We start from the raw sequence: 20,860 nt of genomic DNA, 5'->3' as shown, positions 1-20,860 counted from the left end.
CTCCCTCCGTTGATGTGTGGGTTGTCCGTCCTGCCGGTCAGGCGGTCCGCACCGTCTCGGCGAGGCGCAGGGCACAGCCGTGGTGGCTGGAGGTCCGCATCCTGCGGTGGATGTCGACCGTGGTGCCGTTGCGCCCGCACGGGCAGGTGTCGGTCTCGGCGGTTCCGAAGTCCTCCGCCAGCAGGAAGCACGGGTAGCTGCGCGCCGTCGGGTCCAGATAGGACATGAGACCGACCTGCCCGGCGGGGGCCGGGGACAGGTCGTACGGGTCGCGCACGATGACCTCGACCCACGGCGGCACGTGCTTGCGGTGGTACTCGCATTCGATGAACGCCGTGTTCAGCTCGACCTGGTTGAACACATCGCGCACCTGGGACGCCGAGGCCAGCCCGAAAGTGTCCATCGCGAGCGAGCGCAGCTCGTCCGGGTCGAGCTTGGTGGACTCGTTCTTCTTCCAGCCGCCGCCGGTGATCACCGCCATCCTCTCGCCCGCGGACAGCTTGATGCTGTTGTCCGACATGTGCCGCAGCAGTTCGGCCACGAACACCGGCGGACCCGCCACACAGACGAACCGGCCGTCGGCCAGTGAGCTGCTCACGTCGTGGACGGCGTCCTGCAGCCGCAGCACCCCGTCGTGAACGTAGGAGCGGGTGGCGGCGAACATCTCGACCAGCGTCATGAGGTAGCTGATCCACACGCCGTCGGCCTCGTGCCGGTGCGGACCGAGGTGCACCATCTCGCCGTCGTCGTCGAGATCGATGTCGCCGTAGAGGGTGCGCCAGATGTCCCCCTCGGGACGCAGCGAGCCGGCCAGCCGCTCCAGGGACGGTTCGTCCCGCCAGACCATGCTCTGGATGCCGCTGGTGCCACTGGACTTGAAGACGTCGCAGTCGTGCGCGGGCACGCTGCGGATCTCCGCGCGTTTGAACATCCGGGTCGGGAACTGCGGCACGCGCGGCAGGGCGGCGGGGTCGCCGAGGTCCGCGAGGGTGAACCCAGCGGCCTCGGCGAACCGACGGTAGTCCGCGTTGTGCTCCAGGTGGTGCGCCACCGCCGCGGTGATGAACCGGTGGCGCAGCGCGGCCTGCTCCGCGCTGGACATCGCCCACCAGTCGTCCTCCTCGAAGACCAGCCGGTCGAGTTCGGCGAACTCGGAGCCGGTCAGGGGGCCGGCCGGGCGCGGCCCGGCGCCGGTCGGGGTGGTCACGAGGCGGCTCCGCTCGGCTTCCAGCCGATCCGGGGCAGAACTTCCTCGGCGAACATGTTCATGTTCTCGATGATCCGGTCGTGGTTGAGGGTGGCCTCCACGCCGAGCTGGAAGTTGCGCACACCGGTGGCCTCCATGGTGCGGCCGATGCGGTCCACGCACTCCTCCACGCTGCCCACGATGCTGTTGTCCAGCATGTAGTTGGTGAAGTCGGCGTTGGTGCGGTCGCCGCGCAGCGCGGCGGCCTGCCACTCGCCGTACTGGAACCGGTAGTTCGGCAGCTTCTGGAGCTGCTCCATGGTGAACGCGGCGTCGTCGTGCTCCTGCTCCCACCAGCACATGTGCTTCCAGATCTCGTCCCGCGCCTTCTGGGTGGTCTCGGCGACGTGGGCGACGGTGCACATGGCGTGCGGCACGGTGGTCGGGTCGATGCCGTGGCTGTCCGCGGTCTCGTTGTAGAGGTCGAGGATGGAGCGCATCGCCTCGTACGTCCCGATGACCGGCATGATCAGCGGCAGTCCGCGGGAGGCGGCCCACTCGATCGTCGACGGGGACTGGCCCACGCCGTACATCGGCGGGTTCGGCCGGGTGTACTGCGTGGGGTACGGCGTCACGTCGGGCAGGGTGATCTCCTGGCCCTCCCACTTGGCGCTGCCGGTCTCCCAGATGCTGCGGATGACGTCGACGTACTCGGTCTGCAGGACGTGCGACTTGGCCGGGTCGACGCCGAAGGCCTCGAAGTCCTTCGGGAAGTAACCGCGCCCCACACCCAGGATGAACCGGCCGTGGCTGAGCTGGTCGAGCATGTTGGTCTGCTCGGCGATCCGGATGGGGTGGTCGAGCGGCAGGATGACCACCGCCGTGCCGACCTTGATCTGCTTGGTCTTGCCGAGCACGTAGCCGGCCATGGTCAGCGTGTTCGGGCACAGGCCGTAACGGGTGAAGTGGTGCTCCAGGAGCCACGCCGACTGGTAGCCGAGCTCGTCGGCCGCTACGGCGAAGTCGATCGAGTTGTCGAAGACCTCGGTCTCGGTCCAGTGGTCGGGGTGGGCCGTCGTCAGCATCACACCGATGTCCATCACTTTTCTCCTCTGGTCAGTCGTCCGTGGAAAGGGCCCTCGAAAGGGCCGGGAAGGGGCCTGTGGAAGGGCATGAACCGGCTGCGTGCGGGCGGGACTTGGATGTGGTCCGTCACATCAGCAGATCGCGCAGCCGGCGGTGCTCGAGGAACTCCGACTGGTCGATCGGCACGACCATCCCCTTGCCGTAGTCGAGTCGTGGAGCCTCGACCGAGACCATCCGGGTCATCAACTGCAGCGGCTGGAGGCCGTCGTGCGAGCCGCCGAGCCGGAACAGCGGCGACAGCCCGGCCTCGACGAATCGGCACGCGCCGCGTCGGGCCAGCTCGTCCCGCAGCCGCTCGTGCAGCGACCACGGGGCCAGACCGACGGTCTGCACCGTCGGATCGACCCACTGCGCCACCTCGGCCAGGTCCGCCACCGGATGCACGAACACCGTGCGGGCGCTGGGCAGTTCGGTGACCGTGGCCGGGTCGGTGATCAGGATCGACCCCCAGGAGCCGGTACGGGCCCGCTGTCCGAGGAACTGCTGGGCGGCGACCTCCATCGACGCCTGGGCGGCCTCGTCGGGGGTGACCGATGTGCGCGGCAGCATGTCCTCGTAGCGCACCAGTTCGCTCTCGAGCCGGTCGGCGAACTCCTCGGGGTCGGCGTCGGTGAACACCTGGTGCGTGGAGAAGCAGGCGCGCTGTTCGTACATCGACGCGTCGTGCGCGATGCCGCGGGCGGCCCGCGCCAGGTCGGCGTCCTTGCCGACGACGGTGAAGCTGCGCCGCGGGCCGTAGGGGACCACGATCGCCTCGGGCGAGCAGTTCCGGTAGGCCGCGTTCACCGCCTCGGCACCGCCCCACGCACAGATCACCTCGGCGTCCGCGAGGACCTGCCGGCCCAACTCGCTGTCCCGCTCCCAGAACACCGCGCTCACCGACCGGGTCACCGGGTGCTGAGGGTCGATGTCGGTGAAGCTCTGCGCCAGCACCACCGCGGTGACGGGCTCGCCCGCGGCGTACTTGAGCACCGACGTGTTCTTGGTCAGCAGCGCGCGGACCAGCGAAACCGTGGTCGAGTACGGCACGTTCCCCGGCAGGATGTGCACGCTGCGACCGCGCGGATAGGCCCGCACCTCGGCGTCCTCACGGGGAATCCAGCGGTCCATGATCTGCCGGTGGCCCAGCTCCACGGCCACCATGTCGTGCAGGTGTCCGTGGGCCCGCAGCGTCGCCGAGATCAGGTCGGCCTCGGCGTCGGCCATCTGCTGCGAGTAGCCGTGCATCCGCTTGAGCTCGCGGATGTAGAGCCTGCGGCGCGCGTACTCCTCGTTGTTCCACAGGTGACCGATCCGGTTGAGGTAGGCGACGATCTCCTGCAGCGGGGTCTCGGCGAGGTCGGTCGGAGGGCGGTGCAGCCGGTCGGCGAGCGCCGGGGTCAGCCGCGGGATCGCGGTCTTCGCGCCGTTGGGGAATTCCAGTACGCGGGCGTCGGCGTCGGGCTCGACACGCTCCCCCCACACCATGAACGGATGGTTCTTCACCTTCGTCGGCGCCACCGGCGCCGCGTGACCGATCACAGGTCACACCTCCTTCGACTGACTGATGTGTGGTCCCGAGGTGCCGCTGGGCGGGTCCCAACCGCCGCGGTGCGGGTCCCAGGTGCCGCGCAGCACGCTGAATGCCTCCGCCGCGGCGGTGTTGGCGTGCGCGCCGAAGAGTTCGGCCTGCAGACCGATCGCCTTCAGTGAGCGCGGGTGCGGGAAGTCCCGTAGTTCCGACGCGTAGCAGCGCATCGCGTCGAGCTTGCGCTCCAGCGTGTCGGTGATGTCGCTGTAGAGCGCGGGCACGAACGGGTCGCGGCCCGCGTAGCCGGCGTCGGTCGCCGACAGCGTGGAGAAGCCCAGGAGCCAGCGCACCGGACTCGCGTGCGGCCGGCAAGCGATCATGCAGGCGCGGGCCGTCAGCTCGTGATCGATGTTGAGGTCGCCGCTGTGGTGGGTGTAGACGGTGTGCGGGGCGAGCCGTTCGACGAGCGCGCCGACCTGCTGCGCCAGGGTGAGCAGCGGGTAGGTGTCGAGCCGGTTGTCGGCAAGGTCGAGCCGGTGAACGGCGGTGCCGCCCAGGGCCGCGCAGGACTGTGCCGTCTCCTGGGCCGACAGTGCCGCGCTGGCCTCGGGATCGGGGTCGTCGGTCCGCGACGTCTTGCCCTCGGCGAGGATCAGTACGTGGACCTCGTCGCCTGCCTCGGCGTGCCGGGCCAGCGTGCCGCCCGGGCCGATCACCTCGTCGTCGGGGTGCGCGACGACGGCGAGCACCGTGCTCATGGCGTCCCCCTGACTATGTCGGCGCTCTCCGGCCCGCAGTTCATCAACAGGTCCAGCACGGACAGATGTGAGAGGAAGCTGTCGCCCGCCTGCGGGTAGACCGGGTGCGCGTAGTGGAAGTAGTCGATCCGGATGCCCTCCAGACCTGTGGGATCCAGGTAGTTGACCGCCTGTGGCCCCGCGATGAACGTGTCGGCGCCGAACTTCTCGCACAGCAGCGGGATGATCGTCTGGCGATCGAACTCGGGCAGCTGAAGCCGGGAGATCCGGTGCACCGGGCAGTCGATCTTGAGCTGGTCGAGGCAGTAGTCGATGAACGGCAGGCACACGTCGTTGAGCGTGGCGAACTCCGTTGCGTAGTAGGTCTCCAGGAAGTCCGCGTGCAGCCGGAAGTACGGGGACCGGCGGTAGGCCATCTGGACGGCCTTCCAGTGCCTGCGCCGCCAGCCGTCGTCGACCAGCCGCACCTCGTCGATCGGCCGCTCGGCCCGCAGGTCCTCATGGGCGAGGGGAATGGTCAGGAGGAGTTCGCCGCACGGGCCGCCGATCTTGTTGCGGTTGAGCATGTTCCGCCGGCCGATCCGGCTGCGGTCGTGCAGCACGAACAGGTCCGAGCGGGCGATCTTGGCGAAGTAGCCCAGCCACGGCAGGTAGGCCGGCTGATGTGCGCTGATGATCATCGGGCCGCCCCGTTCCGCCAGTGGACGGCGCGTGCCGCCGCGGGCACCGCACCCCAGCCCGTCTTGAACCTCTTGTGGCCCTCGCCGGCCGCCGCGCCGAGATCGACCGTGCCGACGCCGCGGTCGGCCAGCTCGGTGACCGCCGACCAGAACGCCAGGTGTCCTGCGTTGGCGCTGCGCCCGCGCTCGGAGGTCAGCTGCATGATGTGGAACGCGCCCGTCCCGCCCACGGCGAACACCGATGCCGCGTGGACCCCGTCGTCGTCGGCGACCACCGTGGTGACGGCGTGGTCGCCGCCGATGAGGAAGGCCAGGTCCGAGGCGCTCACGGCCGACTCCACGCCGTGCCGTGCCAGCGTCTGCCGGTGCAGCCGCAGCAGGTCGGCCTCGTGCCCGTCCGCCGCGGGGGACGCGACGAGACCGAGCGCGTCCGCCCGCCGGACGGCCGTCCGGCAACTGCCCCTGGCCGCCTGCCACAACGCCTGCGCGCCCTCGGCGAGGCGCAGGAGGTAGGTATCCCGGCCGGGCCGGGTGGGCCAGTGCCCGATCTGCCGCTCCAAGTCGGGGCAAGCGCCGGCCGGCGGCAGCAGCGTGGTCAGCTCCGCCAGTCCCTGGTCGCGGCACACGGCCTCGGCCAGCTCGGCGAAACCGACCGGCCCGCCCCGCCGGATGGCGGACCCGGCCGGCGCCCCGTAGCCGTAGCAGCCGATCTGCGCCCGCCGGCCGGATACGCACAACGGCACCAGCACCTCGTCCGCCTGGCCCCACCGCACCGCCGTCGGCACGAACCGCAGCTGTGGCGCGTCCGCCAGTCCCAGGGCGAGCCAGCGCCGCTGCGCGAACGGCAGCGCCGCCCGCGCGGCCGCCAGCCGAGCGTCCCACGCGGACTCCGACAGCACCGACACGGTGGCCTTCTCCCGCAGTTCAGCCACGATCGGCCTCCTGGTCCCGCACCGACCGGTCGGCCGCGATCAGCGCGTTCACCAACAGCCCTGCCGTCAGCCGCGGCTGCGGCTGCTTGGCCACCGTCAGCACCCGCGGCCACAGCGCGTCCGCGGCCGGCATCGGCCCGGGCGCGAACCGGGCGTACGGGGCGAGCCGGTGCAGCGGGTAGTAGTTCCATGTGCTGGGCACCCCTTGTTCGGCCAGCGCCCGCGCGAACAGGAACCGCTGTCCGGGCCGCCGGAACAGCAGCTCGATACCGGGCCCCAAGTCAGGGTCGGCAGCGACTGGCTGACAAGTGGTCAGCTTCGTTGACACCGCGGCGCGGACCCGCTCGTGCAGGGCCGCGGCATCCTCCGCCACACCGGACGCGGTGCGCAGCAGTGCGGCCGCCGACGCGACCTCCCAGCGGGACGGATCGTCCTGGCGCACCCGGCCCGCCTCGGTCGGCAGATGGTCCGCCTTGGTGTACGACCAGCCGGGCGTGCGGGTCTGGGCGCGCTGTACCGCGCCGCGGACGGCACCCGGCGCGTGAGCCACGAGCCGCGAGGCCACCGCCCGCCGCAGGGGGGCGAGTTCCCCGCCGTGCCGCAGCCCTCCCGTGTCGGCGACCGGCGCCGAGGTGAGCAGCGCGCCGCCGCCGAGTCCGCCGAGCGGCTTGCCCTCGCCGAAGCTCAGCACGATCGGGCAGCCGGCCTCGCGGAACCGGCGCAGCACCGCGGGCGAGACACTGGCCTGGGCCAGGTCGAGCACCACCGTGCCGCCGCGCTCGGCGATCCGCGCCGCGTGGGCCGACCACTCGTCCAGGCCCAGCCCGTTGGTCAGCACCACCGCGCGGCCGGTGAGGTCGACCGAGGTGAACGCGGGGCCCCGCACGGGGTCCGCGTCGACCAGCACCGGCCGCGCACCCGCCGCCAGGACGGCGTCCGCCACGGCCGGGCAGTTGAAGGTGGAGAGCACGGCCTCGTCCGCGCCGGTCTGCCGCACCGCGAGCGCGAGCGCGGCGCGTCCGGTCGCGGTCAGCACGCACCGTTTGCGTCCGGCGTGCTCACGCAGCCGGGCGGCGAGGCCCGTCCGGGTGCGCCGCGGGCGGGCCGCCGCGCACACGGTCGCGGCCAAGCGGCCCGCCGCCATGCGCGACGGGTGGAGGTAGCCCACCGGGCGGCGCGGCGGGGGCGCGTACCACAGGTCGGACAGCTCGGTCTGGTCGAGGATCACGGCTGCCGTGCCCCCGCCATGTCGCCGGTCCACTGCGGCCAGTCGGTGCGCTCCAGGCGCAGCGGCAGTTCGCCGCAGCCCCCGCGAACCCACTCGATCGTCTCCTGCAGTCCCGTCCGGAAGTCGCGGCGCGGCCGGTAGCCGAGCAGGGTGCGGGCCTTGGTCAGGTCCGGCTTGCGCGACTGGATGTCCGGGCCGGTGTGCGGTATCTGCCGGATGCCGGCCTGGCAGCCGCTGATGTCGCGGGTCAGCCTGGCCAGTTCCGCCACGGTCACGTCGTTGGTGTCGTCGCCGATGTTGAAGGCCTGTCCGACGGCCGCCGGCGCGTGCAGCGCGCGGACCAGGCCTGCGGCGAAGTCCTCGGCGTGGCACCATGCCCGCGACTGCGAGCCGTCGCCGTGCACGGTGATCGGCCGCCCGGCCACGGCCTGTGCCGCCAGGGCCCCGACCGCGTAGGCGCCGGTGCGCAGCGGACCGTAGACGTTGAAGGGCCGCACGATCGCGAACGGCAGCTCGTCCTCGGTGCCCCAGGCCGCGGTCATCGACTCGGCCGTGACCTTGCTGACGGCGTAGGACCAGCGCGGGTCGTCGGTGCGCACCGACAGCCACTCGCCCTCCTCGGCGCCCTTGGCCTCGCTGCCGTACACCTCGCTGGTGCTCAGCAGCAGGAAGCGGCGCAGGCGCGGATTGCGGGCGGCGTAGTCCAGGGCGACGGCGGTGCCGTCCACGTTGACCCGCAGGGTCTCGCGGGGCGCGCTGCGCACCTTGTTCACGCCGAGCAGCGCCGCGGCGTGGATCACGTGGTCGACCTCGCCGAACCGGTCGAGCGACCCGCGCTCGGTGATGTCGGCCCTGCCGGTCTGCACAGCGGCTTCGCCCAGCAGCCCCGACAGCCACACGGGCGTGCCCTCGGGCTCCCGGTTGTCGACCAGCACCACTTGGTGGCCCGACCGGACCAGGCCGGCGGCGACCCAGGTGGCCAGGAAGCCGAATCCCCCGGTGATCAAAGTGCGCGGCGCGGTGTGCCCGTTGCTCATGCCCTCCCCCTCGCGTGAGTCGATCCGTGCACGATGCCGGCGACGGCGTCGATGACCCGGTCGCAGTCGTCGTCGGTCATCCCGCGCCACAGCGGCAGCGAGACCAGCCCGGGCAGGGCGGCGTCCACGGTGGTGAACGACGTGGTCAGCCGTGGGGCGATGCCGGCGAACGCGGGCAGCCGGTGCAGCGGCGTGTAGTGCACCTGGCACCGGATCCGCCGGGTGAGAAAAGCGGCCAGCAGATCCTTCTTGGACGTTTTCAGGCCGTCGACGTCGAACACGACGGGAAACAGATGGTGCGCGGACCCGGCGCGCTGCCGCGCGGGCACGGCGCGTACGAACGGCAGTCCTTGCAGCCGGTCGTGGTAGCGGGCGGCCAGCCGGGCGCGCTCCCGCCGGGACTCCTCCGTCCTGCCCGCCTGCACCGCCCCGACGGCCGCGTGGAACTCCGACAGGCGCAGGTTCAGGCCGGGCTCCGGGATCGAGTACGGCCATGGATCGTGATCGCCGGTGTGTGACTCGACCGGCGACATGTTGTGGTTGCGCAGCCCGCGCAGCTCCCGCAGCAGACGCGGGTCCGCCGTGCTCACCGCGCCGCCCTCGCCTGTCGCGATCGGCTTGGTCGGATGGAAGCTGAAGTACGCCGCGAGGGAGTCCGGCCAGGAGCCCACCGGCAGTGTGCCGTCGTAGGTGCCGCCGACCGCGTGGCAGGCGTCCTCGACGAGGTCCGCCCCGTAGCGCCCGCACAGTGCCGACAGCGCGGGCATGTCGGCGCTGTGGCCCGCGTAGTGCACGGGCAGCACCACGATCCTGGCGTAGTCGCGGTGTACGCGGTCCAGCAGTTCACCGAGGCTCGCGGGGCACACGGTGAGGTCGTCGGCGGACACGTCGCACAGGGCCACGTCCCAGCCGAGCAGCTTTGCCGACGCGGGCGCCGCGGCGAAGTTGAGTGCCGGTGACACCAGCAGCTTCGGCCCGGGCACCGAACGCCCCAGCGCGTGCAGCAGCGCGAAGACCGCGGCCGTTCCGCTCGACAGCGTGACCGTGGGCGCGCCGGTCACCCGCTCGAGTTCCGCCTCGAACCGCAGCACCTGGCTGCCGTTGGTCCAGAACCCGGACTCCAGCGTCGTCATCAGGGCCGCGGCTTCCTCGGCGTCCCAGTGGGGGCGGGCGTAGGGGAGTTCGGGCTCAGACATCGGCCCTCCTCGTACAGTCGAGCCGCGCGGCCAGTCGGGGTTCGGACGCCAGCCAGTCGTAGGTCGCCCAGCAGTTCTTCCGGCTCTCGTAGTCGCTCTCCTGCACCTCGAGGACGACTCCGACCTCTCCCCCGGCGGCGGTCGCCGCGTCGAGTGCGGCGGCGAGCATGCCCGCGAGCAGGTCGGGCGAGATGTCGCCGGCCACCGGCGGCACGCCTTCGAGGCACTCCCCCGGCCAGGTCGGCATGGCGTGCCCGGAGAAGGACGCGAAGTGCACGTGTTTGATCGGCAGGGCGGGGAGCTCGAACGGCGGCACGGGGTCCGCTCGCTGCTCCAGCCGCGCCATCGCGGTGAGCGTCGAGTACGACACCGCCCAGTGGCAGACGTCCCAAGTGGCCCCGATGCGGCGCGAACCGAGGTCGGCGAGCGGTGCGAAGTCCTCCGGCCGCACGAACACCGAGTCGAAGTCGATCCCCTGCGCACCGATGATCGGCATGTTCTCCACACCGATCCAGATCGGCGCGTCGCCCAGGTGATCGTCGAGTTCGGCGACCCGGTCCACCACCCTGGCTCGGGCCCCGGGAAGATCGAACGCGGGCCAGTCGTCCAGGGAGACGAACTGGTTCGCGTGCAGCACGACCCCGCGCGCACCCACCTCGGCGGCCAGGTCGCAGAACCGGCGCAGTCGGTCGTAGGCGGCCCGGTCGGCGACCCAGTTAGCGTTCTCCGTCGGGAAATGCATGGTCAGCGCCCGTGCGCCGATGTCGAGGGCGTGGCGCAGGTTCTCGCCCAGCACCCGCCACTGGTCCTCGTCCGCGATGTCGTCGCCGTCGAAGACGTAGGCCTCCAGCCCGCCGAGTTCGCGGGCCCACTGCGTGTCGATCTGTGCGCGCCGCAGGCCGTCGAAGGTCAGCCGCAGCGTCGCAGGTGCGCCGCTCACAGTTGCTCGACCTCCGCCGCGTTGAGCATGCCCCGGCAGTCGAAGATCAGATTCGACGAGGCGAGCACCGTCTCGTAGTCGATCTCCTCGTGGTCGGTCACCAGCAGTACGGCGTCGGCGCCGCGGCATTCCTCCGCGGTCAGCTCGACGGCGGTGTACGTGTCGGAGACCATGTCGATGCCCAGCCAGGGGTCGGTGACCTTGACCGTGGTGCCCATGCTGACCAGTTCGGCGGCGATGGCGAACGCCGGCGAGTTGCGCGAGTCCGCCACGCCCGACTTGAACGCGACACCGAGGATGAGCACGGTCGCGCCCTGCAGACTCTTGCCCTGCCGCTCCAGTGACGCGGCCAAGCGCTGCATCACATGCCGCGGCATCGAGTCGTTGATCTCGGCCGCCGCGTTGAGCAGCTCGCTCTTGTGTCCCGCGGAGCTCAGGGCGTGGTTGAGGTAGTGCACGTTGTTGGGCAGACAGTGCCCGCCGACGCCGGGACCGTGGTGGAACGGCATGTATCCGAACGGCTTGGTCGAGGCGGCGGAGATCACCTCGCGCAGGCTGATGTTCATCTCCGACGTCGCCTTGCTCAGCTCGTTGACGAAGGCGATGTTCAGATAGCGGAAGGTGTTCTCCAAGAGCTTGGTGAACTCGGCCACCTCGCAGCTGGAGACCGGTACGACCTCCTTGAAGACCGTCCCGTAGAAATTCTTGATCGCTTCCAGGGACTGGGCGTCGAGGCCGGAGACCAGCTTGGGCACGTCACTGAGCACGGCGTCGCGGCCGGGGTCGACCCGGTCCGGGCTGTAGGCGAAGAACACGTCGACGCCCGCTTTCAGCCCGGAGAGCCGCTCGAAGAGCGGTGCGATGTGCGTGCGTGTCGCGCCGGGGAAGATCGTCGATTCGATCACGACCAGGGCTCCCGGCCTGGCGACCTCGGCGACCTGCGCCAGCGCCCGGTCGAGGTAGGTGAGATCGGGCCTCTTCTCCTCGGTCAGCGGAGTGGGCGTGGAGATCACGTAGATGTCGACCTCCGGCACGTCGGCCAGGTCCGACACCGGCAGGTAGCGGTTGTTCTCCGTCTCTCTGCGCAGTTCCTCGTCGGTGACGTCGACGAGGTACGACCGGCAGGCCCGCAGTGACTCGTACCGGGCGGGATCGATCTCGACCGCGTACAGGGTGTGGCCCGAGGACGCGATGGCGATGGAAAGCGGCAGACCTACGTACCCCTGCCCGATGGCTGCGACTCGCACGTTCCCCCCTTTCGTCGTAATCGGTTGTGGCAGCGTCCGGCCCTGGACGTGGCGAGGGCACTGCCCGTGGTGGACTTCCGGGTGTTCAGACCTGCTCCGCGACCGCCGCATCGCCTTCGAAGATCGGCAGCTCGGTGGTGGAAACCTGCAGGGAGCGCCGGTTGAACCGCTCCGCGGCGACCACCGACCCCAGGGACGTCGCCGCCGCCAGCCCGGCGGCCACGCGGAACCATCGCGACCCGGACCGGGCGCCCGCGAGCGCGGCGACCGCCCCGCCCGCCACACCGAACCGGCTCAGCACACCGGTGAGCGCGAGCGAGCCCACCGCCTCCTCGACATGGCCACGCAGGCCCAGCCGGGAGTCGTCGCGGTAGCTCTTGGGCTTGACGTAGGTGACCGTGCGCATGCCGAGCCCGAGCGCGGCCATGATCGCGCCGACATTGCCCTTGGTGAACGTCAGGTCGCCCAGTCTGCGGGCGACGTCTTGGCGCATCACGAAGAACGAACTGGCACCGTGCGGGATCGGGTGCCGGCCGAACCGGGTCTCCAGGAAGTAGAAGACCGCCTGGCCGACCAGCAGCCGCGCCGGATCGTCGCGCTTGCGGGTGGACGTCACGCCGAACACCGCGGCGACCTCGGGCCCTTCCTGCTCCAGCGCGGCGACCAGTTGCGGTACCACCTCGGGCGGGGTCTGCATATCGGCGTCGAGCACGCAGACCATCGCGCCGCGAGCGGCGAGCATGCCCGCCTTGCTCGACGCGGGCTGCCCGCAGTTCGGGCGCAGCTGGACCCAGCGGAACTCCGGCGTGGTGGCCCGCAGTTGGGCGAGGATGCGCGGGGTGGAGTCCGTGCTGCCGTCGTCGACGGCGAGCACCTCGAAGGAACGGCCCCAGTTCTTGCCGACCCGCACCGCCCGTTCCACGGCCTCCCGGGCGATGGCCTCCTCCTTGTACATGGGGATCACGAAGCTGAGGTCGACGCTGTCGGCGGAGTCGGTGTGGTGCTCGTCGAGTGTGCGGCTCATGTTGTCCCTAAGGTCGTGGCCCGCTCTGACGGCCTCCGCCGTCAGGCGGCTCGTTTGAAACTGATCATCATCTGGGCGGTGGGGCTGAACTTGGCGCGCAGAAAGTCGATGCCGGCGAAGAACGCGGTCAGCGGCTCGTACACGCGGTTCATGTAGGCGGGCCGCTGCGGGCTGACCTTGATCCAGCCGCGGTCGCTGAGCCACGCCATCACGCTGATCGCCCACTGGGGCGCACCCTGGGTGTAGTAGCTGTCCGCCTTGGTGAGACCCACCTCGGAGCCGAGCCGGTCCAGTCCCGGCTCGGTGAACAGCACGAAGTGGCGGGGGCAGTGCAGTCCGCCCCAGTTGCGGTGCCGGAAGATACGGGCGTCGACGGTGGCGGTGTTGGGCGTCTTCATCAGCAGGACGCCGTTCTCCGACAGCAGGCCGGCCATCGCGGCCATGACCTTCCGCGGGTCGGGCACGTGCTCGATGATGCTCATCATCAGGATCAGGTCGAACGGCTCGTCCGACGTGAACTCCTCGATGGGCATGCAGTGGTAGACGTGTCCCGCCGCTTCGGCCAGCGGTGCGGCCGCGGCCTGCAGATCGACCTCGTGGGTCTCCGTCACCCGCTTGTCCGCCCGGCGCACGGTGGTGAGCAGCCAGCCGGCACCGCCGCCGACGTCGAGCACCCGCAGTTTTTCGCCGGGAATGGCCTTCAGCAGCTTCGCGAGCATGCGCCCGTCCAGCCATTCCTTGATGCGCTCGGTGAAGGTGGTCGACTCGGCGATGCCGCCGTAGGAGTAGTAGTTGGGCGGATAGATCTCGTCGAGTCGGTCCGCCGGCGGCGAGTCCAGATAGACCGCGGTGCACGAGGGGCACTGCGCGTAGCTGTATTCCTTGTCGCTGGTGAAGTATTCCTTGTCGTACGCCTTGGCGAACAATTCGACCGCGGTTTCCCCGCAGACCGGACAAGCCATCAAATTCTCAGCCATGACGGGCCTCCATTATCAGCGTCCTGATGGCCGCGCCGTATCCGGTGCGACTGGCCTCCATCTCCGCGGCGAGCGGGGTACGGGACAGGAACTCCCCCATCTCCGCGAAGCGGGTGTACGAGATCGCCGGATCCCAGTGGTGCAGCAGGTGCTGGTTGAAGCCGGCCGAGCCGAAGGTCCGCGACACCGGTCCCGTGCCGAACAACCGGTTCACCGGCCCGTGCAGTTCGACCGAGAAGTCGACGTCGCAGGGGGCATCGAGGTGCCGGTGCTCGACGATCGTTCGTACGGTCGCCAGCAGCGGGAACACCGCTCCTACTGCGATGACCCAGGTCAGTGCGCCGAGCCCGGAGCCGGCCACGATCAGCCCGGCGACGATCGCCGCGTGGACGGCGAACGAGCGCAGGGAGGCCAGCAGACCGCTGGACGTACGACTGGACTTCTTCCGTCCGTCGCTGTGCCCCCGGTTGCGGAGCAGGACCTCCAACACGTGGATTCCGGTGACCGCCTTCAGCATGTTCAGTACGGAAAGACAGAGGTGGTAGGTGGTTTCCGTGTCCTCGTGGTCGCCGAGGTGAGCATGGTGCGTCATGTGCGTGTAGCGGTAGTTGACGGTCGTGGAGCCGTAGAGGATCCAGACGAACCAGTCACCCAGCCGGTCGTTGACCTTGCGGCGTGGCGCGAGGTTGGCGTGCGCGGCCTCGTGGCCGAACAGGAACAGCGAGTGCAGCCAGAACCCGGTCCAGCAGGCCGCGGGGACGACGAGTACGGCGGCCGCTCGCGCGGACAGCGCCTGCGACGTGAGCGGAACGGCGAGGAGGCCGACGGCCAGGAACAGATAGCAGAAGCCGATGTCACGCCACACGATTCCGTAGCGCGGCTGCAGCGTCTTGCGGTAGTCGACCCACCGTACGCCGTCCTCGGACACGATCGACGGTAGGTGGGGGGACCCCGGATTCCCCTTCCGCCGGGTTCCGCCCGTTGCCGAGTCCATTAATTCTTCCCGCCCTTTGTTGTGAGCCCGTCCCGTTGTTGTGGGCCGTCCGAAGTCGTGGGCCTTTCCGGTGGGGCCGCAGCAGGGGCCCACTCCGGAAATCGCGACAGCGATCAAGACATGAGAATCCCCCGCAACCCGGGAATCCCCAGAAACCCCCGCCCCCCCTAAAAGCCCCCGATATCCCTGAATCCCCCGTTGAGCAGCCGACGAAGGCACTCGCACCTCGTCGCGCTCACACTTCCTGCGCGGCTCGTTCACCTGACGGCAAGCAGAGCACGAGGGCCGACGGGCCGCCTGAGTAGTCACTACTCACTTCTGCTGATTGGACGTTGTCCAACCAAGGTCAGGTCGGCTCGGCCACGGGCGGCTACGCTGCGTTCCACGACCACACGGGCTGGACGAGGGAGAGTCATGATCCGGTTGGCCAGAGCGGCGGAGCTGCCGATTCTGCAGGACATCGAGCGCGCAGCCGGAAAGGTCTTCGCCGACATCGGCATGGTCGCGGTCGCGGAGGACGAGCCGCCGTCGCTCAAGGTCCTCGGCGAGTACGAGCGGGACGGGCGGGCATGGGTATGGGCGGCCGACGGCGATCTCCCCGTCGCTTACCTGATCGCGGAACTGGTGGACGGCAACGGACACGTCGAGCAGGTGTCCGTGCACCCCGGCCACGCCCGGAAGAGGATCGGGAAGGCGCTCATCGACCATGCCGCGGAATGGGCCAGAGCGCAGGGTGCCCCGGCACTCACCCTCACCACGTTCACCGAGGTGGTCTGGAACGGGCCGTACTACGAGAAGCTCGGATTCCGACTGCTGCCAGAGACGGAGTGGACTGCGGGACTCCGCGAAATCCGGGCCGCGGAAGCCGCGCACGGACTGGACAGGTGGCCGCGGGCCTGCATGCGCAAGGAACTCTGAACAGCCGCGCCTCAGGCCGTGTCGTCACATTCCCGCATGCCCGGCAGTGTGACGACACGGTCTCGTGAGCACAGCGGGGGTGCCCTGCGGCGAGTCCGGCGCATCGCGTCGCCGTGACCGCCCATCGGGCTCATGGGGCCCGCCGACGCCCCTGAGGCGTCGTGCCGGCCGAAGCGCGCTCGGTGCGCTGCCGTGCCGGTGGCCCGTCGAGCGCAGCGGGCTGCCGGCGCTTGGTGAGCGGCACGGTCATGGGTGGGCAGTCGGACGGACGGTGCTACGGCTGCTGCCGTCGGCCGAGGCGGAACGGGTCGCGTGACACGGAGCCCGCACGACACGGCGGTGCCCCCGCGAGGAGAGGACCCTGGCGGGGGCGCCGCGGCATGTCACGGCCTGTCCTGGCGGCTCACCGCCCGGCGCCCGGTCCTCCCAGAGCGAGCATCACGGTGAGCGACGGTGCCCGGTCCACAGCCGCGGAGAACACCTCCTGGGCGATCTCCCACTCCTCCGGCCGCGCCTTCGCGTACGGCTGCCAGTTCCGTACGACGACCAGGAGTCCGTCCGCAGCCTCGGCGGGCCACACGGAGGGGTCGGCGAGGCTGTCGGCGAGGGCGTCCCAGTTGCGGCCGAACCAGTCGGGCAGCTCCAGGGCCTGGACACAGCGGTCCATCAGGCCCGCCTTGTCCGCGACCCCGTCGAGGTCCAGCGTGACCACGAGTTCCGTCATCTCGGTACCGCCCAGGTCGTAGTGATCGTCGATGAAAGAAAGGAGGGGACGGCACCGTGGCCGCCCCCTCCTGACGTCCTGTCAGTCTCCGTCAGTGTCCGTCAGGATCCGCCCTGTTGAGCGCGGGCTTCGGAGTCGGCCCCGCCGTCATCAGGACGTCCGCCGCCGAGGTGTCCGTCACCAGGCTGGTGACGAGCCCCGAGCGCAGCACCGCGTCGATCGCGGACGCCTTGCGCGCCCCGCCCGCGATGGCGACGACCTCGGGGATACGGCGGAGCTGGTCGGCCTTGACGGTGATGCACCGCTCCCCCAGGTCCCGCCCGACCCGGCGTCCCTCGGCGTCGAAGAGGTGCGCGGACATCTCGGCGGCGACGCCGAGGGAGGCGTAGTGCGCCCGCTCCTCGTCGCTGAGCATGTCGTGCACCGTAGAGATGCCCGGCTCCCAGGAGCCGATGGAGACGCAGGCGACCGTGACCTTGTCGAAGTACTCGAAGGCCCGGGCGATCCCGGTCTGGTGGCGCAGCGCCGCCGCGGTGGCCGCGTCCGGCAGCAGCATCGGCGCGTAGATGGGGTGCGCGTCGCCGCCGGAGACCTGCGCGGCACGGCGCACCGCCTCGACCGAACCGCGCTCGGCGGTCCCGGCGTCGTACACGCCCGTCAGCTGCACCACGGTGCAGGGCGGCAGCCGGTCGAGGGCGGCCGCCATGTGGATGGTTGACCGGCCCCACGCCAGGCCCAGCACATCGCCCTCGTTCACCAGCTCGCCGAGCAGGTCGGCGGCCACTTCTCCCAGGTTCTCGGGGTCGGGCGTCTCCTCGGCCTCGGCCGGCGACTCGACCACGACGGCATGCCTGAGGCCGTACCGGGCACGCAGCGCGTCCGAGCGCTCGGCGTCCAGCTCGGCCGGCACACGGATCTCGATGCGCACCAGATCCCGTTCGAGAGCGGTCTCCAGGACCCGGGCCACCTTGAAGCGGCTGACGCCGAACTCCTCCGCGATCTGGATCTTGGACTTGCCCTCGAGGTAGAAGCGGCGGGCCATGGCCGCCGCCTGCACCAGCTCAGCGGGTCCCATCCGCATGGCTGACCGGCCCGCCGACATACCCGACACGGCGATCTCCTCACTGCTGTTCACACTCTGGATTCGCCGTTCATCCTTGCAGATCCGGCGCTCTTGATCCGCCCTGATGGGCGCCGTTCACGTTGTCTTGGCTCAGTGGTCGCATGCCCAGGCTGCGGTCTTCGTGACCGCCTCCGCCTGAGCACGCAGCGCTCGGACCGCTTCGGCCGGGTCCTCGGCCCCGTACACCGCCGAACCGGCGACGAAGACATCGGCGCCCGCCTCGGCACACTGCTCGATGGTGGAAGCGGCGACGCCACCGTCCACCTGGAGCCACAGCTGCAGGCCGTGCTTGCTGATCAACTCGCGGGTGCGACGGATCTTCGGAAGCATGATGTCGAGAAACGCCTGACCACCGAAGCCCGGCTCGACGGTCATGATCAGCAGCATGTCGAGTTCGGGGAGCAGATCCTCGTACGGCTCGATGGGCGTCGCGGGCTTGAGCGCCATGGAGGCACGGGCGCCCTTGGCCCGGATCTCCCGGGCCAGCCGCACGGGTGCCGCGGCGGCCTCGACATGAAAGGTGACGGAGGAGGCCCCCGCTTCGACGTACTGGGGTGCCCACCGATCGGGGGCCTCGATCATCAGATGGCAGTCCAGCGGGGTGTCCGTCGCACGGGCCAGGGATTCTACGACCGGCACGCCGAGCGTGAGGTTCGGGACGAAATGGTTGTCCATGACGTCGACGTGGAGCCAGTCGGCTCCCTCGACCGCCTTCGCCTCGTCCGCGAGGCGGGCGAAGTCGGCGGACAGGATGCTGGGGTTGATCTGCACGGCCATGACCCAAGACTGCCATGCCGGAGCACGAATGTTCGCGCCGGTACAGACCTAAGACGTTCATCGGATGTTGTGTCCGGTTCGCGCGTGCCATGCTGGGCGGCCGACCGGATGGTTGACCGGATCTTTTGTACTGGTTGACCGGATCGTTGTTCGGCTGCGGGGGTGGCCATGACGGAGATCCAGGAGAAGAAGCGGCAGACGCCATCGGGACAGCGGGGCGTGGCGCATCTGGTCTGCGGGCGACGCGCCAAGTGGGTGGTGCTCGTCCTGTGGCTGGTGGTGCTGTTCGTGACGGCGCCGTTCGCCCAGAAGCTGACCGACGCGCAGGACAACGACGCGGCCTCCTGGCTGCCGGGGTCCGCTGAATCCACTCAAGTCCTGGAGATCTCCGAGAACTTCAGGCCGGAACAGATCCCCGCGGTCGTCGTCTACGCCCGTGACGGCGGCCTGACGGCACAGGACCGGGCGGCGATCACCGAGGACGTGGGCCGGCTCAAGCAGCTGACCGACCACGGCATCCGGGGCGCCGAGACGCGGGGCCCGGTCCTCGACCGCGAGGTGGATCCGCGCGCCGCCCAGGTCCAGGTCCCGATCACGATGGACGAGAAGGGCTGGGAGCGCATCGCGCCCGCCGTCGACTCCATCCGGGACGTCGTGGGTGAGGGCGGCGGCGGACTCGCCGTGCACATCACGGGCCCGGGCGGCACGTCCGCGGACTTCTCGGAGGCCTTCGAGGGCATCGACTCCACCCTGCTGCTCTCGGCGATGACGGTGGTCATCGTCATGCTCCTCCTCACCTACCGCAGCCCGACCCTTCTCCTGATCCCCCTCCTCTCCGTGATCGCGGCCCTGTTCACCGCGCAGGCCTTCATCTACCTCCTGGCGGAGCACGCGGGCCTGACCGTCAACGGCCAGAGCGCAGGCATCCTCACCGTCCTGGTCTTCGGCGCGGGCACCGACTACGCCCTCTTGCTGGTCGCCCGCTACCGGGAGGAACTACGCCGTCACGAGGACCGCCACGAGGCGATGGCCCTGGCCCTGCACCGCGCGGGCCCGGCAGTGATCGCATCCGGCGCGACCGTCGTCCTGAGCATGCTGGTGCTGCTGGCGGCGGAGATGAACTCGACGCGCGGCCTCGGCCCGGTGGCGGCGATCGGCGTGGCGGTCGGCCTCCTGGCGATGCTGACCCTGTTCCCCGCCCTCCTCGTCATCGTCGGCCGCTGGATCTTCTGGCCGGTGATCCCGCACCTGGGTACCGAGAACCCGGACAAGCGAGGCATCTGGGCGCGCATGGGCCGCCGTATCGCCCACCGCCCGCGCATGGTCTGGGCCGTGACGGCGATCGCCCTCGCGGTCTGCTCCCTGGGCCTGATCCAGCTGCGCGCCGAGGGCTTGAGCAACGCGGACGCGTTCACGGACAAACCCGACTCGATCACCGGCCAGGAGGTCTCCGCCCGCTACTTCCCGGCCGGCAGCGGCGACCCGCTGGTCATCGTCAGCAACCAGGCACAGGCTCAGCAGGTGGGCCGCGCGGTCGCCGGGACACCAGGCGTGGTCGCCGACTCCCTGGGCCTGCCGCCGGGCACGAAACCGTCGTACGACGGCAAGGTCCTCTTCGAGGCGACGATGACCGCTCCGGCCGACAGCGAGGCCGCGAAGCAGACCGTCGAACGGGTCCGCGACGCCGTGCACGCGGTGCCGGACGCCGACGCGCAGGTGGGCGGCGGTACAGCGGCCCTGCTGGACATGGACAGGGCGACGACGCACGACAACGTACTGATCATCCCGCTGGTCCTGCTGGTGGTCCTGCTGATCCTGTGCGCGCTGCTCCGCGCCCTGATCGCCCCGCTCCTGCTGATCGGCACGGTGATCCTGTCCTTCACGGCCGCCCTGGGCATCAGCGCTCTGGCATTCCGCCACCTCTTCGACTACGCGGGCGAGTCGACCGACTTCCCCCTGTTCGTCTTCGTCTTCCTCGTCGCCCTGGGCATCGACTACAACATCTTCCTCACGACCCGCATCCGCGAGGAGGCAGCCCACCAGGGCACCCGCCCAGGTGTGGTGACGGGCCTCGCGGCAACAGGCGCCGTGATCACCTCGGCGGGCCTGGTCCTCGCCGGCACCTTCGCCGCCCTCGGCACCCTCCCCATGGTCGCCTTCGCGGAAATCGGCTTCGCGGTCGCCCTGGGAGTCCTGCTGGACACGTTCATAGTGCGCTCGGTACTGGTGACGGCGCTGTTCCTGGACGTGGGACCGCGGGTGTGGTGGCCCCACAGCCTGGCGCGGGAGGAAAGCGTCGCGAAGCGCACCGGGTGAGCGAGGTTCGGCGGGGTGGCGGCCACGCCGGCCATACAGCCATCCCTGTCCCCCACCCACCCACAGGGGGCGGCCACCTCACGACGCCGATCCGGGCATCCCAGCCCGTCCGGCGTTTGAGGACAAGGCCCCTTCAGGGCCGACGGG

The 20,860-nt window shown here is 70.3% G+C and carries 19 protein-coding genes; 2 read left to right on the top strand and 17 right to left on the bottom strand.

Going from position 1 to position 20,860, the window contains the following annotated elements:
- Positions 1-37: 37 nt before the first annotated feature.
- The 14 genes from ACZ7L6_RS37245 to ACZ7L6_RS37180 form a co-directional block, all read right to left on the bottom strand.
- Positions 38-1,207, bottom strand: a complete 1,170-nt coding sequence (locus ACZ7L6_RS37245; protein WP_471931852.1) for a LuxE/PaaK family acyltransferase — start codon at positions 1,205-1,207, stop codon at positions 38-40.
- Positions 1,204-2,286, bottom strand: coding sequence for an LLM class flavin-dependent oxidoreductase (locus ACZ7L6_RS37240; protein WP_471931850.1), 1,083 nt, complete (start codon positions 2,284-2,286; stop codon positions 1,204-1,206). The genes ACZ7L6_RS37245 and ACZ7L6_RS37240 overlap by 4 nt, the downstream gene beginning before the upstream one ends.
- A gap of 112 nt (positions 2,287-2,398) precedes the next feature.
- On the bottom strand, positions 2,399-3,853 hold the full coding sequence (locus ACZ7L6_RS37235) for an aldehyde dehydrogenase family protein (protein WP_471931848.1): 1,455 nt from the start codon (positions 3,851-3,853) through the stop codon (positions 2,399-2,401).
- A gap of 3 nt (positions 3,854-3,856) precedes the next feature.
- A complete protein-coding gene (locus tag ACZ7L6_RS37230; RefSeq protein ID WP_471931846.1) occupies positions 3,857-4,600 on the bottom strand; it encodes a PIG-L deacetylase family protein in 744 nt (247 codons plus the stop codon).
- Positions 4,597-5,280: a WbqC family protein gene (locus ACZ7L6_RS37225; RefSeq protein ID WP_471931844.1), complete on the bottom strand. Its 684-nt coding sequence runs from the start codon at positions 5,278-5,280 to the stop codon at positions 4,597-4,599. The genes ACZ7L6_RS37230 and ACZ7L6_RS37225 overlap by 4 nt, the downstream gene beginning before the upstream one ends.
- On the bottom strand, positions 5,277-6,212 hold the full coding sequence (locus tag ACZ7L6_RS37220) for a GNAT family N-acetyltransferase (protein ID WP_471931842.1): 936 nt from the start codon (positions 6,210-6,212) through the stop codon (positions 5,277-5,279). The genes ACZ7L6_RS37225 and ACZ7L6_RS37220 overlap by 4 nt, the downstream gene beginning before the upstream one ends.
- Entirely contained in the window at positions 6,205-7,440 is a 1,236-nt protein-coding gene (locus tag ACZ7L6_RS37215; protein WP_471931840.1) for a DegT/DnrJ/EryC1/StrS family aminotransferase, read from the bottom strand. Before ACZ7L6_RS37215 ends, ACZ7L6_RS37220 begins: the two co-directional genes overlap by 8 nt.
- Positions 7,437-8,477, bottom strand: a complete 1,041-nt coding sequence (locus ACZ7L6_RS37210) for an NAD-dependent epimerase/dehydratase family protein (RefSeq protein ID WP_471931838.1) — start codon at positions 8,475-8,477, stop codon at positions 7,437-7,439. Before ACZ7L6_RS37210 ends, ACZ7L6_RS37215 begins: the two co-directional genes overlap by 4 nt.
- The gene (locus tag ACZ7L6_RS37205) at positions 8,474-9,673 is read right to left on the bottom strand and encodes a DegT/DnrJ/EryC1/StrS family aminotransferase (protein WP_471931836.1); all 1,200 of its coding nucleotides are present in this window, start codon (positions 9,671-9,673) and stop codon (positions 8,474-8,476) included. The genes ACZ7L6_RS37210 and ACZ7L6_RS37205 overlap by 4 nt, the downstream gene beginning before the upstream one ends.
- Positions 9,666-10,613, bottom strand: a complete 948-nt coding sequence (locus ACZ7L6_RS37200) for a sugar phosphate isomerase/epimerase family protein (RefSeq protein WP_471931834.1) — start codon at positions 10,611-10,613, stop codon at positions 9,666-9,668. The genes ACZ7L6_RS37205 and ACZ7L6_RS37200 overlap by 8 nt, the downstream gene beginning before the upstream one ends.
- Positions 10,610-11,860, bottom strand: coding sequence for a nucleotide sugar dehydrogenase (locus ACZ7L6_RS37195; RefSeq protein WP_471931832.1), 1,251 nt, complete (start codon positions 11,858-11,860; stop codon positions 10,610-10,612). The genes ACZ7L6_RS37200 and ACZ7L6_RS37195 overlap by 4 nt, the downstream gene beginning before the upstream one ends.
- 85 nt (positions 11,861-11,945) lie before the next feature.
- Positions 11,946-12,884, bottom strand: a complete 939-nt coding sequence (locus tag ACZ7L6_RS37190; protein ID WP_471931830.1) for a glycosyltransferase — start codon at positions 12,882-12,884, stop codon at positions 11,946-11,948.
- Between the two features lie 41 nt (positions 12,885-12,925).
- A complete protein-coding gene (locus ACZ7L6_RS37185; RefSeq protein ID WP_471931828.1) occupies positions 12,926-13,861 on the bottom strand; it encodes a class I SAM-dependent methyltransferase in 936 nt (311 codons plus the stop codon).
- Positions 13,854-14,789, bottom strand: a complete 936-nt coding sequence (locus ACZ7L6_RS37180) for a fatty acid desaturase family protein (protein WP_471931826.1) — start codon at positions 14,787-14,789, stop codon at positions 13,854-13,856. The genes ACZ7L6_RS37185 and ACZ7L6_RS37180 overlap by 8 nt, the downstream gene beginning before the upstream one ends.
- 480 nt (positions 14,790-15,269) lie before the next feature.
- On the opposite strand from ACZ7L6_RS37180, the gene ACZ7L6_RS37175 reads away from it, so the two are divergent.
- Entirely contained in the window at positions 15,270-15,773 is a 504-nt protein-coding gene (locus ACZ7L6_RS37175; protein ID WP_471931824.1) for a GNAT family N-acetyltransferase, read from the top strand.
- A gap of 403 nt (positions 15,774-16,176) precedes the next feature.
- Here ACZ7L6_RS37175 and ACZ7L6_RS37170 read toward each other — a convergent pair whose 3' ends face one another.
- The 3 genes from ACZ7L6_RS37170 to rpe form a co-directional block, all read right to left on the bottom strand.
- Complete coding sequence (locus ACZ7L6_RS37170) at positions 16,177-16,497, bottom strand: barstar family protein (RefSeq protein ID WP_471931822.1); 321 nt, start codon at positions 16,495-16,497, stop codon at positions 16,177-16,179.
- Positions 16,498-16,588: 91 nt separating this feature from the next.
- Complete coding sequence (locus tag ACZ7L6_RS37165; protein WP_433037660.1) at positions 16,589-17,632, bottom strand: sugar-binding transcriptional regulator; 1,044 nt, start codon at positions 17,630-17,632, stop codon at positions 16,589-16,591.
- A gap of 78 nt (positions 17,633-17,710) precedes the next feature.
- Complete coding sequence (gene rpe, locus ACZ7L6_RS37160; protein WP_471931820.1) at positions 17,711-18,397, bottom strand: ribulose-phosphate 3-epimerase; 687 nt, start codon at positions 18,395-18,397, stop codon at positions 17,711-17,713.
- Between the two features lie 168 nt (positions 18,398-18,565).
- Between rpe and ACZ7L6_RS37155 the strand changes: the two genes are divergently transcribed.
- Positions 18,566-20,713 carry an MMPL family transporter gene (locus ACZ7L6_RS37155; RefSeq protein ID WP_471931818.1) on the top strand — a complete coding sequence of 716 codons (2,148 nt, stop codon included), beginning with the start codon at positions 18,566-18,568 and terminating at the stop codon, positions 20,711-20,713.
- Positions 20,714-20,860: the final 147 nt, after the last annotated feature.

Source organism: Streptomyces sp. NPDC107522 (assembly GCF_055657525.1).
This window is presented reverse-complemented; position numbering and strand designations above follow the sequence as displayed.